16 protein-coding genes, 4 tRNA genes and 1 other annotated feature are annotated in these 17,934 nt (G+C 52.2%); of the genes, 3 read left to right on the forward strand and 17 right to left on the reverse strand.

Annotated features, from left to right (window positions below):
- Positions 1-12 precede the first annotated feature (12 nt).
- A complete protein-coding gene (gene ftsZ / locus SELR_RS12240) occupies positions 13-1,158 on the reverse strand; it encodes a cell division protein FtsZ (protein ID WP_014425542.1) in 1,146 nt (381 codons plus the stop codon).
- 396 nt (positions 1,159-1,554) lie between these two features.
- Between ftsZ and SELR_RS12245 the strand changes: the two genes are divergently transcribed.
- Together SELR_RS12245 and SELR_RS12250 are read left to right on the forward strand one after the other, a co-directional pair.
- Positions 1,555-1,643: transfer RNA gene (locus tag SELR_RS12245), tRNA-Ser, on the forward strand.
- Positions 1,644-1,646: 3 nt separating this feature from the next.
- Positions 1,647-1,737, forward strand: a tRNA-Ser gene (locus SELR_RS12250).
- Between the two features lie 106 nt (positions 1,738-1,843).
- Here the strand turns inward: SELR_RS12250 and SELR_RS12255 are convergent.
- From SELR_RS12255 to SELR_RS12320, 15 genes are all read right to left on the reverse strand, one after another.
- Positions 1,844-1,919, reverse strand: a tRNA-Thr gene (locus tag SELR_RS12255).
- Between the two features lie 7 nt (positions 1,920-1,926).
- Positions 1,927-2,002: transfer RNA gene (locus tag SELR_RS12260), tRNA-Thr, on the reverse strand.
- A 69-nt stretch (positions 2,003-2,071) separates the two neighbouring features.
- Positions 2,072-2,641: a hypothetical protein gene (locus SELR_RS12265; protein WP_158645817.1), complete on the reverse strand. Its 570-nt coding sequence runs from the start codon at positions 2,639-2,641 to the stop codon at positions 2,072-2,074.
- Positions 2,642-2,824: 183 nt separating this feature from the next.
- Positions 2,825-3,826, reverse strand: a complete 1,002-nt coding sequence (locus SELR_RS12270; RefSeq protein ID WP_014425544.1) for a GGGtGRT protein — start codon at positions 3,824-3,826, stop codon at positions 2,825-2,827.
- A 49-nt stretch (positions 3,827-3,875) separates the two neighbouring features.
- Positions 3,876-4,571 carry an iron-sulfur cluster assembly scaffold protein gene (locus SELR_RS12275; RefSeq protein ID WP_014425545.1) on the reverse strand — a complete coding sequence of 232 codons (696 nt, stop codon included), beginning with the start codon at positions 4,569-4,571 and terminating at the stop codon, positions 3,876-3,878.
- A gap of 121 nt (positions 4,572-4,692) precedes the next feature.
- Positions 4,693-6,222: a 2,3-bisphosphoglycerate-independent phosphoglycerate mutase gene (gpmI, locus tag SELR_RS12280; protein WP_014425546.1), complete on the reverse strand. Its 1,530-nt coding sequence runs from the start codon at positions 6,220-6,222 to the stop codon at positions 4,693-4,695.
- A 32-nt stretch (positions 6,223-6,254) separates the two neighbouring features.
- Positions 6,255-7,004, reverse strand: a complete 750-nt coding sequence (tpiA, locus tag SELR_RS12285; RefSeq protein WP_014425547.1) for a triose-phosphate isomerase — start codon at positions 7,002-7,004, stop codon at positions 6,255-6,257.
- A 34-nt stretch (positions 7,005-7,038) separates the two neighbouring features.
- On the reverse strand, positions 7,039-8,232 hold the full coding sequence (locus SELR_RS12290; protein WP_014425548.1) for a phosphoglycerate kinase: 1,194 nt from the start codon (positions 8,230-8,232) through the stop codon (positions 7,039-7,041).
- A 99-nt stretch (positions 8,233-8,331) separates the two neighbouring features.
- Positions 8,332-9,342, reverse strand: coding sequence for a type I glyceraldehyde-3-phosphate dehydrogenase (gene gap, locus SELR_RS12295; RefSeq protein WP_014425549.1), 1,011 nt, complete (start codon positions 9,340-9,342; stop codon positions 8,332-8,334).
- Positions 9,343-9,684: 342 nt separating this feature from the next.
- Positions 9,685-11,085 (reverse strand): thioether cross-link-forming SCIFF peptide maturase, encoded by a 1,401-nt coding sequence (gene scfB / locus SELR_RS12300; RefSeq protein ID WP_014425550.1) that lies wholly within the window; start codon positions 11,083-11,085, stop codon positions 9,685-9,687.
- A 79-nt stretch (positions 11,086-11,164) separates the two neighbouring features.
- Positions 11,165-11,302: a six-cysteine ranthipeptide SCIFF gene (scfA, locus tag SELR_RS18150; RefSeq protein ID WP_065813989.1), complete on the reverse strand. Its 138-nt coding sequence runs from the start codon at positions 11,300-11,302 to the stop codon at positions 11,165-11,167.
- Positions 11,303-11,406: 104 nt separating this feature from the next.
- Positions 11,407-12,333 carry a SufB/SufD family protein gene (locus tag SELR_RS12305; RefSeq protein WP_014425552.1) on the reverse strand — a complete coding sequence of 309 codons (927 nt, stop codon included), beginning with the start codon at positions 12,331-12,333 and terminating at the stop codon, positions 11,407-11,409.
- A 15-nt stretch (positions 12,334-12,348) separates the two neighbouring features.
- Positions 12,349-13,077 carry an ABC transporter ATP-binding protein gene (locus SELR_RS12310; RefSeq protein WP_014425553.1) on the reverse strand — a complete coding sequence of 243 codons (729 nt, stop codon included), beginning with the start codon at positions 13,075-13,077 and terminating at the stop codon, positions 12,349-12,351.
- A 142-nt stretch (positions 13,078-13,219) separates the two neighbouring features.
- Positions 13,220-13,858: a chemotaxis protein CheX gene (locus SELR_RS12315; RefSeq protein ID WP_014425554.1), complete on the reverse strand. Its 639-nt coding sequence runs from the start codon at positions 13,856-13,858 to the stop codon at positions 13,220-13,222.
- The gene (locus SELR_RS12320) at positions 13,848-14,234 is read right to left on the reverse strand and encodes a response regulator (RefSeq protein WP_014425555.1); all 387 of its coding nucleotides are present in this window, start codon (positions 14,232-14,234) and stop codon (positions 13,848-13,850) included. Before SELR_RS12320 ends, SELR_RS12315 begins: the two co-directional genes overlap by 11 nt.
- Positions 14,235-14,365: 131 nt before the next feature.
- Positions 14,366-14,602: a binding site (T-box leader), on the forward strand.
- A 60-nt stretch (positions 14,603-14,662) separates the two neighbouring features.
- On the opposite strand from SELR_RS12320, the gene trpS reads away from it, so the two are divergent.
- The gene (gene trpS, locus SELR_RS12325) at positions 14,663-15,673 is read left to right on the forward strand and encodes a tryptophan--tRNA ligase (RefSeq protein WP_014425556.1); all 1,011 of its coding nucleotides are present in this window, start codon (positions 14,663-14,665) and stop codon (positions 15,671-15,673) included.
- 135 nt (positions 15,674-15,808) lie between these two features.
- Here trpS and SELR_RS12330 read toward each other — a convergent pair whose 3' ends face one another.
- Positions 15,809-17,851, reverse strand: coding sequence for a methyl-accepting chemotaxis protein (locus tag SELR_RS12330; protein WP_014425557.1), 2,043 nt, complete (start codon positions 17,849-17,851; stop codon positions 15,809-15,811).
- Positions 17,852-17,934: the final 83 nt, after the last annotated feature.

Consider the following 17,934-nt stretch of genomic DNA (forward strand, 5'->3'; position numbering starts at 1 on the left):
GCTATTCCTCTCTTAATGCTTATCCTGATCCAGCCCATCCGCCAACTTAAAGGCAGGAATCGCAAAAGGCTGTGCTGCCTCTGCTTTAGGCTTGCTCATGAAAGACGGCGTATCCAGCTGGAACGTCTCCTTCTGCAAGGTCTCCTGCTTGATGGCGCTTTCCGGTACCTTGACTGTCGGTGCCTTCATGACCACACTGTCGGCAAAGTCCGTGGCAATGATGGTTGCCTGCACTTTCCCCTTCATGCTTTCATCCTGCACCGTGCCCAGAATGATATTGACCTCCGGATCCGTATGCTTGACGATATATTGGGAAGCCTCATCCACATCATAAAGGCTCAGGGTGCTGTCACCTGTCAGATTGAGGATAATGCCCCGGGCACCGGACAGATCCTTGTCCACCAAGGGGCTTTCTGCAGCTATCTTCACAGCATCCACCGCACTGCGGTCACTGACACCGATGCCCAGCAGGGCATCACTGGACTCACTCTGACGGAAGATTGTCGTGACATCGGCGAAATCCACATTGATCACACCGGTAGTGAGGATCAGCTCCGCCACACAGTTGATGGCCTGCTTCAAAATATTATCCGCACATTCAAAGGCCTGTACCAGGGACATGCGGCGATTTTCCGGCAGCTTGGACAGATTATCGTTTTCCACGGCAATCAAGGCATCCATCTGGGACTGCATCATCGTAATGCCATCCTGAGCAGCTTTCTTCTTCCGATTTCCTTCAAAAGAAAAGGGCACTGTCACTACGCCCACGGAAAGAATGCCCATTTCCTTGGCCAGCCGGGCAACAATCGGGGCTGCGCCGGTACCGGTACCACCGCCCATGCCCGCCGTAACAAAGACCATGTCTGCGCCATTCATGGCGGCCTGCAATTTGGCCGTATCATTCTTGGCGGCCTGTTCACCCAGCTGGATATTGCCGCCAGTTCCCCGGCCCCGTGTCAGTACTTCACCGATCTGGATGCAGTTCACGCCGACTTCCGCTACCCGCTGCAATTGTTTGGCATCCGTATTCACAGCATAAAGCTCAATATCCAAATCATTGTGCTGGCCCATGCGCATGAGTACGCTGTTGCCGCCACCGCCCACGCCGAATACTTTTATCTTAACTTTTGGTTTTACAAGTGTATCATCTGTGGTCATGAAGCATTCCCCTCTCTTGGGAACCATTCTGGTTCCTAGGCTCAATCTTATTTACCATTCGTCATAACCAGAGCAGATTCCTGCCCACCTAGTGAAAATTTTACCACATCAGCCATATATATGTAAATAGAAAGAGCAGGGACACCCCCAGGCGCCCCTGCCCCACTCTTTGCCATCCATCCACAGACTCAGCTAAAGAGAGCTACTGCCAAACATGCCAATACAATTTTCAAGCTGTCAAGCTTCACGATACACACTCCTTACCGCGCTTCCAGCAAAATTTTCGCATCTAGCGTAACTATGTAAACCGTTACCATGATTATACACTTGCCCCATAAAAATAGCAATATAATTTGACTTTTTTGCGGATTTCTGCTACGATTATATTGCTTTTACGGAGAGGTGTCCGAGTGGTTTAAGGAGCCGGTCTTGAAAACCGGTGATGTCGCAAGGCACCGTGGGTTCGAATCCCACCCTCTCCGCCATATGGAGTGGTACTCAAGAGGCTGAAGAGGACGGTTTGCTAAATCGTTAGGCTGGGTAACCGGTGCGGAGGTTCGAATCCTCTCCACTCCGCCACTTTGCATTATCGCCTTCCCTAAGGGAAGGCTTTTTTCGTGCCACAAAATAAATCTATTTATGTAAACAGCAAAAAGGCCCCGCATTGCGAGGCCATGGATCTCAATGGAGCTGATTATAGGATTCGAACCTACGACCTGCTCATTACGAATGAGCTGCTCTACCAACTGAGCTAAATCAGCGAAAATATGGAGCTGATTATAGGATTCGAACCTACGACCTGCTCATTACGAATGAGCTGCTCTACCAACTGAGCTAAATCAGCAATTTCATCAGTTCGTGACTGACAAAATATATTATATGCGAAAGCCGGTGCTTCTGTCAATATCTTTTTTTAAAATCTTTTCAGCCCGAACCAGCCGTCCTTGTCGTTCCAGAAAACCTGGGCACGCCAATCCATCCTGCCGCGGCTGTCATAGCTCGTAACGACCAACTGCTGATTCTCAATGGTGGTTTTCAGCTGATGCCATCTATCCGTACGGAACCCCAGATTGGCAAAGCTGTTCCAGGATACGTAGGTAGTCCAGACGCCACTGCTGTGCTTGCCCACCAACCAATAACCACAGCTCTTGCCCTGACGGTCAGCTGCAATCTCATAGAGGCGCATGGCTGGATCTGCCGTCTCAATTGCCCGCACACTGTAGCTTACGCCTGTATAGATGCCATCGAAGCTGTTGAAGGAAAGATAATCCTCCGCACCATCCGCACTCATCAGCCGCAGGACCTTGCCATCAGTGACGAACTTCACCTTGTTGCCCTCCTGGTCGCTGGCCGTCACCGTTTTATCGCCAATGGTCATGGCCTTGCTTACGCCGGTGACATTCATGGCACTAGCCACAGATCCTCCCCCAACCAATGCCGATACCAACAACGCACAGCCTAAAGCCTTTCCCCAACGATTCATAATCCAAACACCCTTTCTCCAATTGACTACTTGTAATAATTCTGCATGCCAGCCTGAAATCCTGCTATCTGTCCAGAAAATTTCTCTTCCCGCAGCCACCGTGGCACAAAAAAGGACTCACAATCCTTTTGAAAAGAATTGTGAGTCCTTTGGCCATCATGCCAGCAGGCAATCAAGCTTTAATTATTTGCTCATAGCTTCCTGTACAGCAACAGCTACAGCAACGGTCATACCAACCATCGGGTTGTTACCAGCGCCGATGAGGCCCATCATGTCAACGTGAGCCGGAACGGAGGAAGAACCTGCGAACTGAGCATCACCATGCATACGGCCCATGGTATCAGTCATACCATAGGAAGCCGGGCCAGCGGCCATGTTGTCCGGATGGAGCGTACGGCCCGTACCGCCGCCGGAAGCAACGGAGAAGTACTTCTTGCCGTTTTCGATGCAGTCTTTCTTGTAGCAGCCTGCAACCGGATGCTGGAAGCGGGTCGGGTTGGTGGAGTTACCAGTGATGGAGATATCAACCTTCTCAAGCTTCATGATAGCAACGCCTTCCTGTACGGATTCAGCGCCGTAGCAGCGAACCTTGGAACGGAGGCCATCGCTGTAAGCGATCTCGTTCACAACGTTAACTTTGTCAGCCTTGAAGTCGTATTCCGTTTCCACGAAAGTGAAACCGTTGATACGGCTGATGATCTGAGCAGCGTCTTTGCCGAGGCCGTTCAGGATAACGCGCAGGGGGTTCTTACGAACCTTGTTAGCCGTCTGAGCGATACCGATAGCACCTTCAGCAGCTGCGAAGGATTCGTGACCAGCCAGGAATGCGAAGCAGCCAGCTTCTTCGGACAGAAGCATAGCGCCGAGGTTACCATGGCCCAGACCTACTTTACGATGGTCAGCAACGGAACCCGGTACGCAGAAAGCCTGGAGGCCTTCGCCGATAGCTTTGGCAGCATCAGCAGCAGCCGTGCAGCCCTTCTTGATAGCGATAGCAGCGCCGAGGGTATAAGCCCATTTTGCATTCTCGAATGCGATCGGCTGCAGGTCGCCTACGATGTCGTAAGCTTTTACGCCCTTTTCATCGCAGATGGTCTTTGCTTCTTCAATGGAAGCAATACCATACTTTTTGCAAACTTCATTAATCTGGTCAATACGGCGTTCGTAGCCTTCGAATAATGACATTCTATTCATTCCTCTCTTTTACTTACAGAAATATCGCGGAAAGTGTTTCTTATTCTTCACGCGGATCGATCGTCTTGACAGCGTCAGCGAAACGGCCCTTGGTGCTGGTGTTGGCTTTGATAGCTTCGTTAGCATCTTTGCCAGCACGTACAGCTTCCATAACCTTGCCCAGCTGAACAACTTCGTAACCGATTACGCGGTTTTCTTTGTCCAGGCCGAGTTTCGTTACATAGCCTTCTGCAAGTTCGAGGTAACGGGGACCCTTCTTGAGGGTGCTGTACAGCGTACCCGTCTGGCTGCGGAGACCTTTACCCAGGTCATCAAGGCCAGCGCCGATGGGCAGACCGTCATCGGAGAATGCAGTCTGAGAACGACCGTAAGCAATCTGCAGGAAGAGTTCGCGCATAGCGGTGTTGATGGCATCGCATACGAGGTCAGTGTTCAGAGCTTCGAGAACCGTCAGGCCCGGCAGGATTTCTGCTGCCATAGCTGCGGAATGAGTCATACCGGAGCAGCCGATGGTTTCAACGAGAGCTTCCTGGATGATGCCTTCCTTGACGTTCAGGGTCAGCTTGCAGGCACCCTGCTGAGGTGCGCACCAGCCGATACCGTGAGTCAGGCCGCTGATGTCCTGCACGTTCTTGGATTTTACCCATTTGCCTTCTTCAGGAATGGGAGCAGCACCATGGTGTACTTCCTGGGCTACGCATGCCATGTCTTCCACTTTTTGTGAATAAGCAATCATTGTTCGTATTCCTCTCTTTTTCTAAAATATAATACTTGAGGATCTTCCTCGGGCAAGGGGCTAGCATAGGCAGGCGGATGCCTGCCCTCCTTGCTCAAGGGAGACTGCCTCTATCCGCTGATTAAAGTTCCACCAGATTCTTGCCCGTCATTTCAGCCGGGATCTCCACGCCTGCCAGCGTCAGGAGAGTCGGGGCGATATCGCAGAGGGCACCATCCTGTACGGATTTCACGCGGTCAGATACCACGATGAAGGGTACGGGGTTGGTGGTGTGCTTGGTGAAGGGCTGGTCGTTTTCATAGTCCATCATCTTGTCGGCATTGCCGTGGTCAGCAGTGATGCAGACCTCGCCGCCAACTTCGCGGATGGCATCCACAAAACGGCCTACGCAAGTGTCCACGGTTTCCACAGCCTTGATAACAGCCGGGAATACGCCCGTGTGGCCAACCATGTCGCAGTTTGCATAGTTGAGGATGATGAAGTCGTATTTGCCGGATTTGATGGCCTCTACAACTTTATCCGTAACTTCCACAGCGCTCATTTCCGGCTGGAGGTCGTAAGTAGCAACCTTCGGGGACGGAACGAGGATGCGATCTTCACCCTTGTAGGGTTCTTCCACGCCGCCGTTGAAGAAGAACGTAACATGTGCGTACTTCTCGGTTTCGGCAATGCGCAGCTGCGTCATGCCCTTGTTCTGGATGATCTCACCCAGCGTGTTGTTGATGGATTCAGGCGGGAAAGCTACGAGAGCGTTCATGCCGTCTTCATACTGGGAGAACGTAGCGAAGGGAACCTTGAGGTTCTCATCGCGTTCGAAGCCGTCAAAGGTCTCATCCACGAAGGAGTGAGTCAGCTGACGGGCACGGTCCGGACGGAAGTTGAAGAAGATGGCGCCGTCGCCGTTCTTCATGCCTTCATAGCCCTTGACCACGAAAGGAACAACGAATTCATCGTTGACTTCATTGTCATAGCTTGCCTTGAGGCCGGCTACAGCGCTGTCAGCGCTGACGCCTTCGGCATGAGCGATAGCTTCATAAGCCTTGACCACGCGTTCCCAACGGTTGTCGCGGTCCATAGCATAGTAACGGCCGCTGACAGTTGCGATGCAGCCTACGCCGATCTCTTTGCACTTGGCTTCGAGTTCTTCGAGATAAGGCTGAGCACTCTGGGGCGGCACATCACGGCCATCGAGGAATGCATGCACATACACTTCCTTGATGTCGTTTTTCTTGGCCATTTCCAGCAGAGCATAGAGGTGATCCTGATGGCTGTGTACGCCACCCGGAGAAACGAGGCCCATCAGATGCAGGGCACCGTTCTGCTCTTTCACACCGTTCACGATGGACATCAGCGCTTCGTTCTTGAAGAAGTCGCCATTCTTGATGTCGCGGGTGATGCGGGTCAGCTGCTGATAGATGATGCGGCCGACACCGATGTTGGTATGACCAACTTCGGAGTTGCCCATCTGACCGTCAGGCAGGCCGACGTATTCGCCGGAAGCCTGCAGCTGGCTGGTCTTATAGTTTGCAAGAAGTCCGTCGAGTACCGGCGTGTTGGCTACCTGTACAGCGTTGTTCTTGTCGGTTTTGTCACCGAGGCCGCAGCCATCCATGATGATGAGGGCCACAGGTGCATTTTTAAGAGTTGCCATGTTTTTTATATGCTCCTTCTAAGAAACACAGATTAGAAGTTTACGATAGCGCTGAAATCTTCAGCCTTCAGGGAAGCACCGCCTACGAGAGCGCCGTCAACGTTCGGCTGCTGCATGAGGTCTTTGATCGTAGCCGGTTTCACGCTGCCGCCGTACTGGATGCGGATAGCGTCAGCTGCCGTCTGGTCGAATTTCTTGGCAACAGCTTCACGGATAGCCTTGCAGACTTCTTCAGCCTGTTCGAAGGTAGCCGTCTTGCCCGTGCCGATAGCCCAGATCGGTTCATAAGCGATAACGAGTTTTGCAACTTCGGAAGCTTCGAAACCTTCGAGAGCAGCATTGATCTGAGCCACAACGTGGTCGATGTAAGTGCCAGCTTCGCGGATTTCCAGGGATTCACCGCAGCAGATGATCGGCGTGATGCCAGCAGCAAAAGCAGCACGAGCGCGCTTGTTTACGCCTTCATCCGTTTCACCGAAGTAGTCACGGCGTTCGCTGTGGCCAAGTACAACGTAATCTACGCCGATTTCGTTGAGCATGCCCGTGGAGATTTCGCCCGTGAAAGCACCTTTTGCTTCCCAATGAACGTTCTGTGCGCCAACATGGATGTTGGTGCCTTTAACAGCTTCGCAAACGGAAGAAAGAGCCGTAGCCGTCGGGCAAACCACAACGTCTACCGTAGCATCCTTAACGAGAGGAGCCAGAGCCTTAACCAGCTCAACGCCTTCCTTGATCGTGTTGTTCATCTTCCAGTTGCCTGCAATAATCGGAGTTCTAGCCATTATAATAGCCTCCCATATATTATTATTTTATATTTTACTTATCTGCAATAGCTGCCACGCCCGGCATCTCTTTGCCTTCGAGGAATTCGAGGGTTGCGCCGCCGCCCGTGGAAACGTGGGAAATCTTGTCCGTGAGGCCAGTCTTCTTCAGAGCTGCTACGGAGTCACCGCCGCCAACGATGGAGATAGCGCCTTCTTCCGTTGCCTTAGCAACAGCTTCAGCCACAGCCAGGGTGCCTTTAGCGAAAGCGTCGAATTCGAATACGCCCATAGGACCGTTCCAAACAACCGTCTTAGCGCCTTTGAGGGCTTCAACGTATTTTTCGGAAGTCTTGTCACCGGAATCCAGTGCCTGCCAGCCATCGGGAACTTTGTCCACGTCTACCATCTGGGTGTTGGCATCAGCAGCGAACTTGTCAGCGATAACCAGGTCAACCGGCAGGATTACTTCTACGCCCTTGTCTTCTGCTTTCTTCAGCAATTCGCGAGCCAGGTCATACTTGTCCGGTTCGCAGAGGGATGCACCGATGGGCAGGCCTTTAGCTGCATCAAAGGTATGAGCCATGCCGCCGCCGATGATGATCTTGTCGACTTTATCGATCATGTTGCTGATTACGCCGATCTTATCGGAAACCTTAGCGCCGCCGATGATGGCAACAAACGGATGCTGCGGAGCTTCCAGCGTCTTGCCGATGTAGTTGATTTCTTTTTCCATCAGGAAACCGGCAACAACTTCCACATACTGAGCGATACCAGCGTTGGAAGCATGGCCGCGGTGGGATACACCGAAAGCGTCGTCAACAGCTACATCAGCGAGGCTTGCCAGCTGTTTTGCAAATTCCGGATCATTTTTCTTTTCGGCTTTGTGATAACGGAGGTTTTCCAGCAGCAGGACTTCGCCAGCCTTGAGGTCAGCAGCAGCTTTTTCAGCAACTTCGCCCACGCAGTCAGAAGCCCATTTCACATCTTTGCCCAGGAGTTCGGACAGATGAGCAACGAGGTGCTTCGTGGAGAACTGGGGTTCACGAGCTTCGGTCGGACGGCCGATATGGCAAGCCAGGATTACAGCAGCGCCGTTGTCCAGCAGGTAGTTGATGGTCGGCAGCGTGCGAACCATACGGGTGTCGTTGGTGATGTTCTGATTTTCATCGAAGGGTACGTTATAGTCAACGCGGACAAATACTTTTTTACCTTTGACGTCAATATCTTTCAGGGTTTTCTTATCCATTTGTAAACCTCCACAATAATAAATTGAGGCCCGGCCCAAGTTTGCCAGGCCGGACCTCAATAGATCTTCGTAGTATGAAGTTATGCTACAGTCAAATAATTAGCCGAGTTCAGCGAAGTATTTGATCGTACGAACCATCTGGCTCGTGTAGCTGTTTTCGTTGTCGTACCAGGATACAACCTGTACCTGCGTGCCACCTTCAACCGGGTTAACCATGGTCTGCGTAGCATCGAACAGGGAACCGAAACGCATGCCAACGATATCGCTGGATACGATTTCTTCTTCGTTGTAACCGAAGGATTCCGTAGCTTCCTTCTTCATCTGAGCGTTGATCTGTTCAACCGTAACGTCGCCCTTGACAACAGCGTTCAGGATCGTCGTGGAACCAGTCGGGGTCGGAACGCGCTGTGCAGCACCGATCAGTTTGCCCTTCAGTTCAGGAATTACGAGGCCGATAGCTTTAGCAGCACCCGTGGAGTTCGGAACGATGTTGCAAGCTGCTGCACGGCTGCGACGGAGGTCGCCTTTACGCTGCGGGCCATCCAGAGTCATCTGGTCGCCAGTGTAAGCGTGGATCGTGCACATGATACCGGACTGGATCGGAGCCAGGTCATTCAGAGCCTTAGCCATCGGAGCCAGGCAGTTCGTCGTGCAGGAAGCAGCGGAGATAACCTTGTCTTCCTTCGTCAGGGTTTCATGGTTAACGTTGTATACGATAGTCGGGAGGTCGTTACCAGCCGGAGCGGAGATAACAACTTTCTTAGCGCCTGCAGCCAGATGTGCAGAAGCCTTTTCTTTGGAAGTGTAGAAACCAGTGCATTCGAGAACTACGTCTACATCATGCTTGCCCCAAGGAATGTCTTTTGCATCCTTTTCAGCGTAGATTTTGATTTCTTTGCCGTTAACGGTGATGCTGTCTTCGCCAGCCTCTACCTTGTCAGCGTACTTGTACTTGCCCTGCGTGGAATCATACTTCAGCAGGTGTGCGAGCATTTTCGGGCTCGTGAGGTCGTTGATTGCAACTACTTCATAACCCTCTGCATCGAACATCTGACGGAAAGCGAGACGGCCAATACGGCCAAAACCATTGATAGCAACTTTTACTGCCATTTGAAAAATACCCCCTAAATTTTTTAGAAGTTTCAGTTCTTACAGAGACTATAATACAATAACTCCCCCGCAAATGTCAATCTTTTTATCATAAATTACAGCAATTATTCTATGAATGCATCACATTTTTTTCAAAAAATTCTCAACGAATAAATAATAAGTGTTTTCGGATGAAAAATAGGGGTGGAAGTAATAAAAAAGCCTCCCCCTATGGGGGAGGTGGCACACGTAAGTGTGACAAAAGGGGCTTAGTCAATTTCCTTCCTTAAGCCCCTTCCACCGCTTACGCGGTTTCCCTCCCCCAAAAGGGGAGGCTGTAGTCATCATAAATGATATTTATGCTTATGCTCTTTCGGCTTCTTTTTCCATTTTCTCCAGTTCCAGCATGGCCTGCACATAGATGGCACATTCCAGACGCTTCTTCTGGATCTCGCAACCCACTTCGTAGGGCTGGCGGATATCGCCATGGAAGAGATCCGCATTGGCATGGCAGCCGCCGGAGCAGAAGAATCTCGACCAGCAGTCGCGGCATTTTTCCTTGTTGAGCACATGGCTTTCCCGGAAGTACTGGGGCAGTTTCATGTCCGTTACGCCCTCATCGAGGCTGCCCAAACGATAGCCTTCTCGGCCTACGAACTGATGGCAGGGATAGAGGTCACCATTTTCCGCCACAGCGAAATACTCATGACCAGCACCGCAGCCAGACAGGCGCTTGGCCACGCAGGGGCCGTTGGAAAGATCCATATTGAAATGGAAGAAGAAGAAGCCCTTGCCCTCGTGATGGCGTTTCATATAAGCTTCGGTGAGCTTGTCGTATTCCGCATAGATGCGCGGCAGGTCTTCCTCCGTGAAGCCCAGCGGGCTGTCCTTCAGCACAACCGGTTCCATGGACAGGATATCGAAGCCCTCATCATTCATGGAGAGCACGTCCTTGGTGAAGTCCATATTGTTCTTCGTGTAGGTGCCGCGCAGGTAGGTGTAGACACCGCGGTAGTCCCAATCGCCGCCCTTGCGGGAATCCAGGCATTTATGGAAGTTCTTGATGGCCCGGTCATAGGAACCATTGCCGCCCACATCCGGACGCATGGCATCATGGACTTCCTTGCGGCCATCGAGAGACAGCACCAGCGAGAAGTCATTGTCATTGAGCCATTTGATGTTTTCATCATTCAATAAGAGGCCATTGGTGGTCAGCGTCAGCTTGAACTTCTTGCCCGTTTCCTTTTCGCGCTGGCGGGCGTATTCCGTCACCGCCTTGACGGTCTTCATGTTGATCAGCGGTTCACCGCCGAAGAAGTCCATCTCAAGATGCTTGCGGGGACCGCTGCTCTTTATGAGGAAGTCAACAGCCTTTTTACCCGTCTCGGGACTCATGATGGCCCGTTCCTGACCGTAGCTGCCACCATCGCCGAAGCAGTATTTGCAGCGCAGGTTGCAGTCCTGGGCAATCATCAGGCACAGGGATTTCACGAGCCCCTTCTGCTTGAACGTCGGCGGCACATCAATGTCCGGGGCAAAGAGTTCGCCGGCATCCATCAGCGCATGGAGTTCATCCAGAGCTTCTTCCAGATCTGCCTTCTTATAGCTGTCCTGCCAAGCAGCGACGACAGCGGCATCATTTTCTCCGTCAAAGGTATCCATGATATCATAGATCATTTTATCGATAACGTGCACAGCACCGCTGTTGATATCCAATAATATATAGGTACCATTCTGCACGAATTTATGAATCTTAGCTTTCATTATAACTCCTAACTAACACAAAGCAGAAATAAAAGTAAAAAGCCCTCCCCAAGGGGAAGGCCCATAATAAAGCAATTGCTTACTTTTCGCAAACCTGATTGCCTACCGTGCAGGAAGTCTTGCACGCGGACTGGCAGGAAGCCTGGCATTCGCCGCAACCGCCGGTTTTCAGGGTCTTCTGCATGGATGGTTTGTTGACCGTCTTGATGTGTTTCATCATCTAGCCCTCCTATCAAAAAATAGAATCTTCTACATAGTATAACGCGAAATACACGATAACACAAGGGAATTATAAGAAAATTCGCCGAAAATTATTTCAGGTTATTTCAGGAACCCGTTGACGATCTGCTCCTCGGCTTCTTTTTCCGTCAGTCCCAAGGTCATCAGCTTGATGAGCTGGTCGCCGGCAATCTTGCCGATAGCGGCCTCATGCACAAGCATGGCATCTACATTATTGGCCTCCAGCGACGGTACCGCCAAGATACGGCCTTCATCCATGATGATGGAATCGCATTCCGTATGACCATGGCAGGCGGCATTGCCCACAATGCGCAGATCCAGCTTCTGATAGGACTTATCCTTGGCCACACCGCGGGACACCACATCGGCACTGGCATTTTCGCCATCCAGTGACACCTCGTATTCACTGTAAGCATACTGCGTGCCATGAGTCATCAGGCGTTCCCGCACAATCAGGCTGGCATCGGCCTTGAGATTGGCCTTGGTGGTGCGGCTGGTGGAATCCACGCCCTTGATCTGCACCATTTCCATCTCCATGGAGCTGCCCGCTTCCATGGTTACTTCCGTGACCGGGTTCAGGATGCGCTGGCCATCGCCCTGACCGGAGCCATAATGCTTCTCCACATATTTGACCTTGGCATTCTCGCCTACAAAGAAGCGATGCACACCGTCATGTTCCGAATCCTGATGACCGCAGTTGTCGATGCCGCAGCCGGCCACAATCACCACATCAGCCCCTTCGCCGATATAGAAGTCATTGTAGACTGTTTCCTTCAGGCCGCTTTCGCTCATGACCACCGGAATATGCACGCTTTCATTCTTGGTGCCGGGTTTGATGCGGATATCGATGCCGCTGCCATCCTCCTTGGAGGTTATCTCGATATTGGCACTGCTGCTGCGGCCTACCGATTTGCCGTTGGCCCGCAGGTTATACGCCCCCTGGGGCACATCATGGAGGTCTGCCACCTCCAACAGCAGTCTTCTCTGTATTTCATCCATTTTTACCATAGAGCGACCTCTCCTTTATTGAAACTTCCGGCACATGGGCATGCTGACCTCAGTGTCCATGATCTTGGGCAGAATAATATTCCCCGGACCCTGCTCCTGTACCCGGCCATCGGCCAGCACGATGATTTCATCGGCAATCTGCAGGATGCGTTCCTGATGGGAAATGATGATAATGGAACTTTCCTGGATCTCATTGCGCATTTTCTCAAAGATGCGGATGAGGTTCTGGAAACTCCAAAGGTCAATACCTGCCTCCGGCTCATCAAAGATGGACAGATTCGTCTTGCGGGCCAGGATCGTAGCAATCTCAATGCGCTTGAGTTCGCCGCCGGACAGGGAGCTGTTCACTTCCCGGTTCAGATAATCATTGGCACAGAGCCCTACCTCCGAGAGATAATCGCAAGCCTTGATATGGGAAATCTTCTTGCCGGCAGCCAGTCGCAGCAGGTCAATGACCTGCAGGCCACGAAAACGCACCGGCTGCTGGAAGGCAAAGCTGATGCCCATCTGTGCTCTCTCGGTAATACTTTTATCGGTAATATCCTGTCCATCCAAATAAATCCGGCCGGAGGTGGGCTGCTCAATGCCCGCAATGATCTTGGCCAGTGTGGATTTACCACTGCCATTAGGCCCCGTGATGACCACAAATTTCCGATTGTCCACAGTCAGGCTCAGGTCCTGAATGATATCCACCTGACTGTCGCCCTCGGTTACATGGAAGGAAATATTCTTCAATTCCAGCATATTTCAGCTCTCCCTTTTGATATACGAAATTTATTTCATTAACGCTCTTTATAATTATACCACGCAAAAAGCCCACTTGCCTATAAGAAAATAGGTCAAGCAGGCTTTTCTTTATGATTTTATCCTTTTTCAGTGGATTAGATCAAAAAAATTCATCCGTGGCCATAACCACCTGAAAAGACCCCACGGAACTGTGTACCCGCAGCCGCAGCTGATTACTGCCCCGGGGCTTGATATTTTCCCCAAAGCGGGGCAGTTCCAAATCCGTTTCGATCTCCTTCTCCCCCAGCTCCACGCTGAACATGCCATTGAGCACGTTGATGAATTCCTCGATGCTGTCCCGGGCCATTTCATCCATTTCCAGCAGTTCTTCCTCACTATAGCGTTCTGCCAGCTTCAGATACACCGGTTCACTGGCAATAAGGCCGGCAGCCATGGTGATATCCCCGCTCAGACACTGGGATGTTCCATAGCAGGGAATGGCCTCATCCTCCTCACAGGGCACCGACTCCACCACCGCTTCTGTATGCAGCATATTCTTCAGGGACTGGATAAAGAGCTCCACATAGGCCGGATAATGCTGACAGGCAGGAATATAATCACTGCCCATAGCCTGCAGTACCGCCGTGCGTACCGGACTGACATCCACCGCATCATCGGCCAGCAATTTTGCCGCAGATGATTCATCCTGTTCGGCATTCGCCAGAATCCTCCTTATTTCCTCCGGCGTGTATTTCCCCCGATTGTAAATACACTGAACTATGCTGAAATTACTGACCATTGGCAGCGACCTTCCTTCGCACCGTCTCAACTGCCTTCCTGATCTGCTCGCTGGTATAGGGTTTCTGGATGAAATCCATCGCCCCCATCTTGAGGGTGGTCATCAGTTTCTGCGGCGTGCCTGCCGAAGACAGCATGACCACCGGCAGATCCGGATTCACTTCCTTTATCACCTGCAGAGCCTCGATGCCGCCCACTTCCGGCATGACGATATCTAAGAATACACAGTCAATCTGTTCTTCCAGATTGAGCATCACTGCTTCCTTGCCATTCTGAGCTTCCAGCACCTCACAGTCCAAGGATTCCAGCTCCTGGCGCAGTTTCTTGCGCAGCAGCTTCGAATCATCCGTAATCAGTACCCGCAGTTTTCTATCCAAATTGGCCGCCTCCCCAGCGAAATAAAAGATTAGCAATTGCCTGTAATCTGTATTATTCGCCACGGTATTTTTATTTTCCTTCACACTTTCTTGACAAAACAAGTCTCCTGGTGCTATTATTTTCACAGTTAAATAAACCGTTGACGCGGAGATAACGTCAGTCATGCTTTTCCAGAGAGTCCGGGATGCTGCGAGCCGGATAGAACACAAGCTGGCAAATGGACCGCTGAGGGCGCACTGAAAAGTCTTTGCTGCTTAGTAGGCTGCGACGGAGGACACCCGTTAGTTGTCGGAGGTATGTTAGTATCTCGCTAAGGGCATGGCTTGGCCATGAAACAGGGTGGCACCGCGAAGAATTCGTCCCTGACAGAAATATTTTTCTGTCGGGGATTTTTTAGTTCCCCGGCAAGCAAAGGAGCTAAAACATCATGGAAAACGCAAACGAGAAAAAGATCATCCTCTCCGGTATCCAGCCCACGGGTGTCTTCACGCTGGGCAATTATCTGGGCGCCGTCAAGAACTGGCAGAAAATGCAGGAGGAATACAATTGCTACTACTTCATCGCTGACCTGCACTCCCTGACCATCCATATCGATCCCACCAAGCGCAAGCAGCAGACCTTGCAGGCTTTCGCCCTGCTCCTGGCCTGCGGCATCGATCCGGAAAAGAGCCTGGTATTCGTCCAGAGCCATGTCAAGAGCCATGCCGAGATGGGCTGGATCATGAGCTGCTGCTCCCAGTTCGGCGAGCTCAGCCGCATGACGCAGTTCAAGGACAAATCCAGCAAGCATCCCGAAAACATCAATGCCGGTCTCTTCACCTACCCGGCACTTATGGCTGGTGATATTTTACTTTATCAGGCTGACTACGTACCCGTTGGCGCTGACCAGACACAGCACCTCGAATTCACGCGCGATATTGCCACCCGCTTCAACCATAACTACGGCGAGATCTTCAAGCTGCCCGAAGGCTACTTCCCGAAGGCCGGTGCCCGCGTCATGAGCCTGCAGGAGCCCACGAGCAAGATGAGCAAGTCCGACACCAATCCCAAGGCGACGATTTCCATCCTCGACGAGGAAAACGTCATCCTCAAGAAATTCAAGAGCGCCGTCACCGACAGCGAAGCCGTGGTCTGCTTCCGCGAGGACAAGCCCGGCGTCAGCAACCTGATGACCATTTATTCCGCTATTACGGGAAAAACGATGGCAGAAATCGAAGCCGAATTCGCCGGAAAAGGCTATGGCGACTTCAAGGCCGTAGTCGGCCAGGCCGTCGCCGATGAGCTCAAACCCGTACGTGAAAAATACAACGAACTGATGAAGGACCGCAAGCACCTCGAAGCACTCATGAAGCAGGGCGCGGAACGAGCCGAATACATCGCCCGCAAGACGCTGACCAAGGCCAAGAAAAAAGTCGGCCTGCTGCCGGAAATCCGTTAATCGGCCCAAATACAACGAATTCAAAAACGTAACACAAATCCCGAGGGGGATGTTCCTGCGCGTTTTACACGCGAAGCGCGTACTAGCGCAGGAACATCCCCCTCGGGATTTAGCATATACATTCCCTCAACATTATTATACCTTGAACTTCTGCACTTCCCGCTGCAGATCCATCGCCATCCTGGCCAGCTCGTTGCTGGCATGGGCGATTTCCTGTACGGAGGCACTCTGTTCTTCGGTGGCCGCCGATACGGTCTCTGCCTCTTCAGCAGCACTGCGGCTTGTTTCGCCGATGGTGCGGACGTTGCTGACGATCTGCTGCCCGCTCTCGGCCATACCCGTGATGGCCGTAGAGATTTCCTGCACCTGGCTCGATACATTTTCCACGATCTCGATGATCTTGCGGAAGGACTCGCCCATGGACATGATATTTTCCGTGCCCACGCGGACTTCCTCACTGCCCGCCTGCATACCAGCTACAGCACTGTCCGTATCCCGGCGTGTCTCTTCGATCAGCGTGGCAATGCGATGGGCAGCTTCCTGCGAGGATTCGGCAAGCTTCCTGACTTCATCGGCCACTACGGCAAAGCCGCGGCCATGTTCCCCAGCCCGGGCCGCTTCGATAGCAGCGTTGAGCGCCAAGAGATTGGTCTGCTCGGAAATGCTGGAAATCGTATCCACGATCTGGCCGATTTCGCTGGAACGTTCGCCCAGCGCCGTAACCACCTTGGTGGATTCCTTGGTGGATTCTTCAATCCGCTTGATCTGGCCAATGGCTTCGTTGAGCGTCCTGCCACTATCCCGGGCCACAGCGGATGCTTCCCGGCTGTTAGCAGCTGCGGCATCGGCCTTGCCGGCAATCCCCTGGATATTGTCATTGAGATTTTCGATAGCTTCGGAGGTGGAGCTTACGGCTTCTAACTGTTCGCTGGTGCCCTGCGCCACTTTCACGATGCTGTCGGCCACCTGATTGGAGGCCTGTGCCGACTGGTCGCTGGTGGCATTGAGTTCTTCCGATGCCGCTGACAGGCTTTCGGCGGAAGCACTGACATTATAGAGCACCTTCCGCACGCCCTGCCGCATGGAGCGCACAGCCCCGGCCAGCTGACCTAATTCATTGCTGACCGTGATCTGCGCCGGACGATCCTGGAAATCGCCATCCGCCAGCAGACGCATCTCGTCCATCATCACAGCCAGCGGTCTCATGGAACGGTTGACCGTGATCCAGACGCCCAGGGAAATCAGCACGATCAGCACCAAAGAAATCAACGTCATGATCTTCAGCACCGTAGCCACCGGCGCAAAGAGCTCATCCTGATAGGCCACCGTGGCCATGCCCCAGCCTGTTGCCTTGATGGGATTATAGAAGGCAATCATATCTTCCCCATCGGCACGGGTGAATTTATAGACGCCAGCCTCGCCGGAGAGCATCTTTTCCCCCAGCGTACGCACGGCCGGATCATCGTCCTCAGAAATCTTCTTCTTCATGATGGACGCTTCATCGGGATTGACAATATAGGTACCTTCTTGGGAAACCAGCAGGCTATAGCCCTTTTCTCCCAACTTGAAATTGCTGACCTTATCCATCACGGCATCCACATAGATGGCCGCGAGCACCATGCCCACATTGGCACCGCTGCTGTCCTTGGCCAGCGCGATGGAGTTGACGATGATCTTACCCGTAGCCTGGGATATGACCGGCGAGGCCATAAAGCTGTCCTTAGCCCCCGTCATGGTTTCCTTATACCAGGCTTTATCCGCATTATGCATCTCCTTGAAACCGGATTTGGTCTGCCCATAGAGCACTCCCGAACCATCAAACGGCCCCCAGCTCACACTGTCATAGACACCAGGATAAATCTTTTCCATCAGCTTGAGCCGGTAGACGTTATTCTCATTCATCAGCTCCGGCGCATTCTGCAAATTCTTGGCCGCTGGCTGAGAAGCTGCTGTCTGCGTCTCCAGCATCCGCGCATCCAGCCACGACGATACCCCGCTGGCCACTTCCTGCGCATTCCGCAGGGAACTGGTCGTCAATTGCTCCTCAAAGGCAGAACCCACATAACGGAAAATAATCCCCGCCATCAACATAAGCCCGATAACCACGATTGGAATCACAAAAAATAAGATCTCCGCCTTAACCGTCCGTCCCCGTTCCGGAATAACCTGCTCAGCCATTATATCCCCTCCCCCTAGTATCGCATTCCGGCGCCCATGGAGGGGCGCCTGCGGACGTAAATCACGTGATGTGATTTCAGTCC

The organism is Selenomonas ruminantium subsp. lactilytica TAM6421 (assembly GCF_000284095.1).
In the GTDB taxonomy this organism is placed as follows: domain Bacteria; phylum Bacillota; class Negativicutes; order Selenomonadales; family Selenomonadaceae; genus Selenomonas_A; species Selenomonas_A lactilytica.

Excerpts from the sequence above, each read along its gene's own strand:
- ftsZ (WP_014425542.1), bottom strand. The coding sequence starts at position 1,158 with ATGACCACAGATGATACACTTGTAAAACCAAAAGTTAAGATAAAAGTA.
- SELR_RS12265 (WP_158645817.1), bottom strand. The coding sequence starts at position 2,641 with ATGAATCGTTGGGGAAAGGCTTTAGGCTGTGCGTTGTTGGTATCGGCA.
- SELR_RS12270 (WP_014425544.1), bottom strand. The coding sequence starts at position 3,826 with ATGTCATTATTCGAAGGCTACGAACGCCGTATTGACCAGATTAATGAA.
- SELR_RS12275 (WP_014425545.1), bottom strand. The coding sequence starts at position 4,571 with ATGATTGCTTATTCACAAAAAGTGGAAGACATGGCATGCGTAGCCCAG.
- gpmI (WP_014425546.1), bottom strand. The coding sequence starts at position 6,222 with ATGGCAACTCTTAAAAATGCACCTGTGGCCCTCATCATCATGGATGGC.
- tpiA (WP_014425547.1), bottom strand. The coding sequence starts at position 7,004 with ATGGCTAGAACTCCGATTATTGCAGGCAACTGGAAGATGAACAACACG.
- SELR_RS12290 (WP_014425548.1), bottom strand. The coding sequence starts at position 8,232 with ATGGATAAGAAAACCCTGAAAGATATTGACGTCAAAGGTAAAAAAGTA.
- gap (WP_014425549.1), bottom strand. The coding sequence starts at position 9,342 with ATGGCAGTAAAAGTTGCTATCAATGGTTTTGGCCGTATTGGCCGTCTC.
- scfB (WP_014425550.1), bottom strand. The coding sequence starts at position 11,085 with ATGAAAGCTAAGATTCATAAATTCGTGCAGAATGGTACCTATATATTA.
- scfA (WP_065813989.1), bottom strand. The coding sequence starts at position 11,302 with ATGAAACACATCAAGACGGTCAACAAACCATCCATGCAGAAGACCCTG.
- SELR_RS12305 (WP_014425552.1), bottom strand. The coding sequence starts at position 12,333 with ATGGTAAAAATGGATGAAATACAGAGAAGACTGCTGTTGGAGGTGGCA.
- SELR_RS12310 (WP_014425553.1), bottom strand. The coding sequence starts at position 13,077 with ATGCTGGAATTGAAGAATATTTCCTTCCATGTAACCGAGGGCGACAGT.
- SELR_RS12315 (WP_014425554.1), bottom strand. The coding sequence starts at position 13,858 with ATGGTCAGTAATTTCAGCATAGTTCAGTGTATTTACAATCGGGGGAAA.
- trpS (WP_014425556.1), top strand. The coding sequence starts at position 14,663 with ATGGAAAACGCAAACGAGAAAAAGATCATCCTCTCCGGTATCCAGCCC.
- SELR_RS12330 (WP_014425557.1), bottom strand. The coding sequence starts at position 17,851 with ATGGCTGAGCAGGTTATTCCGGAACGGGGACGGACGGTTAAGGCGGAG.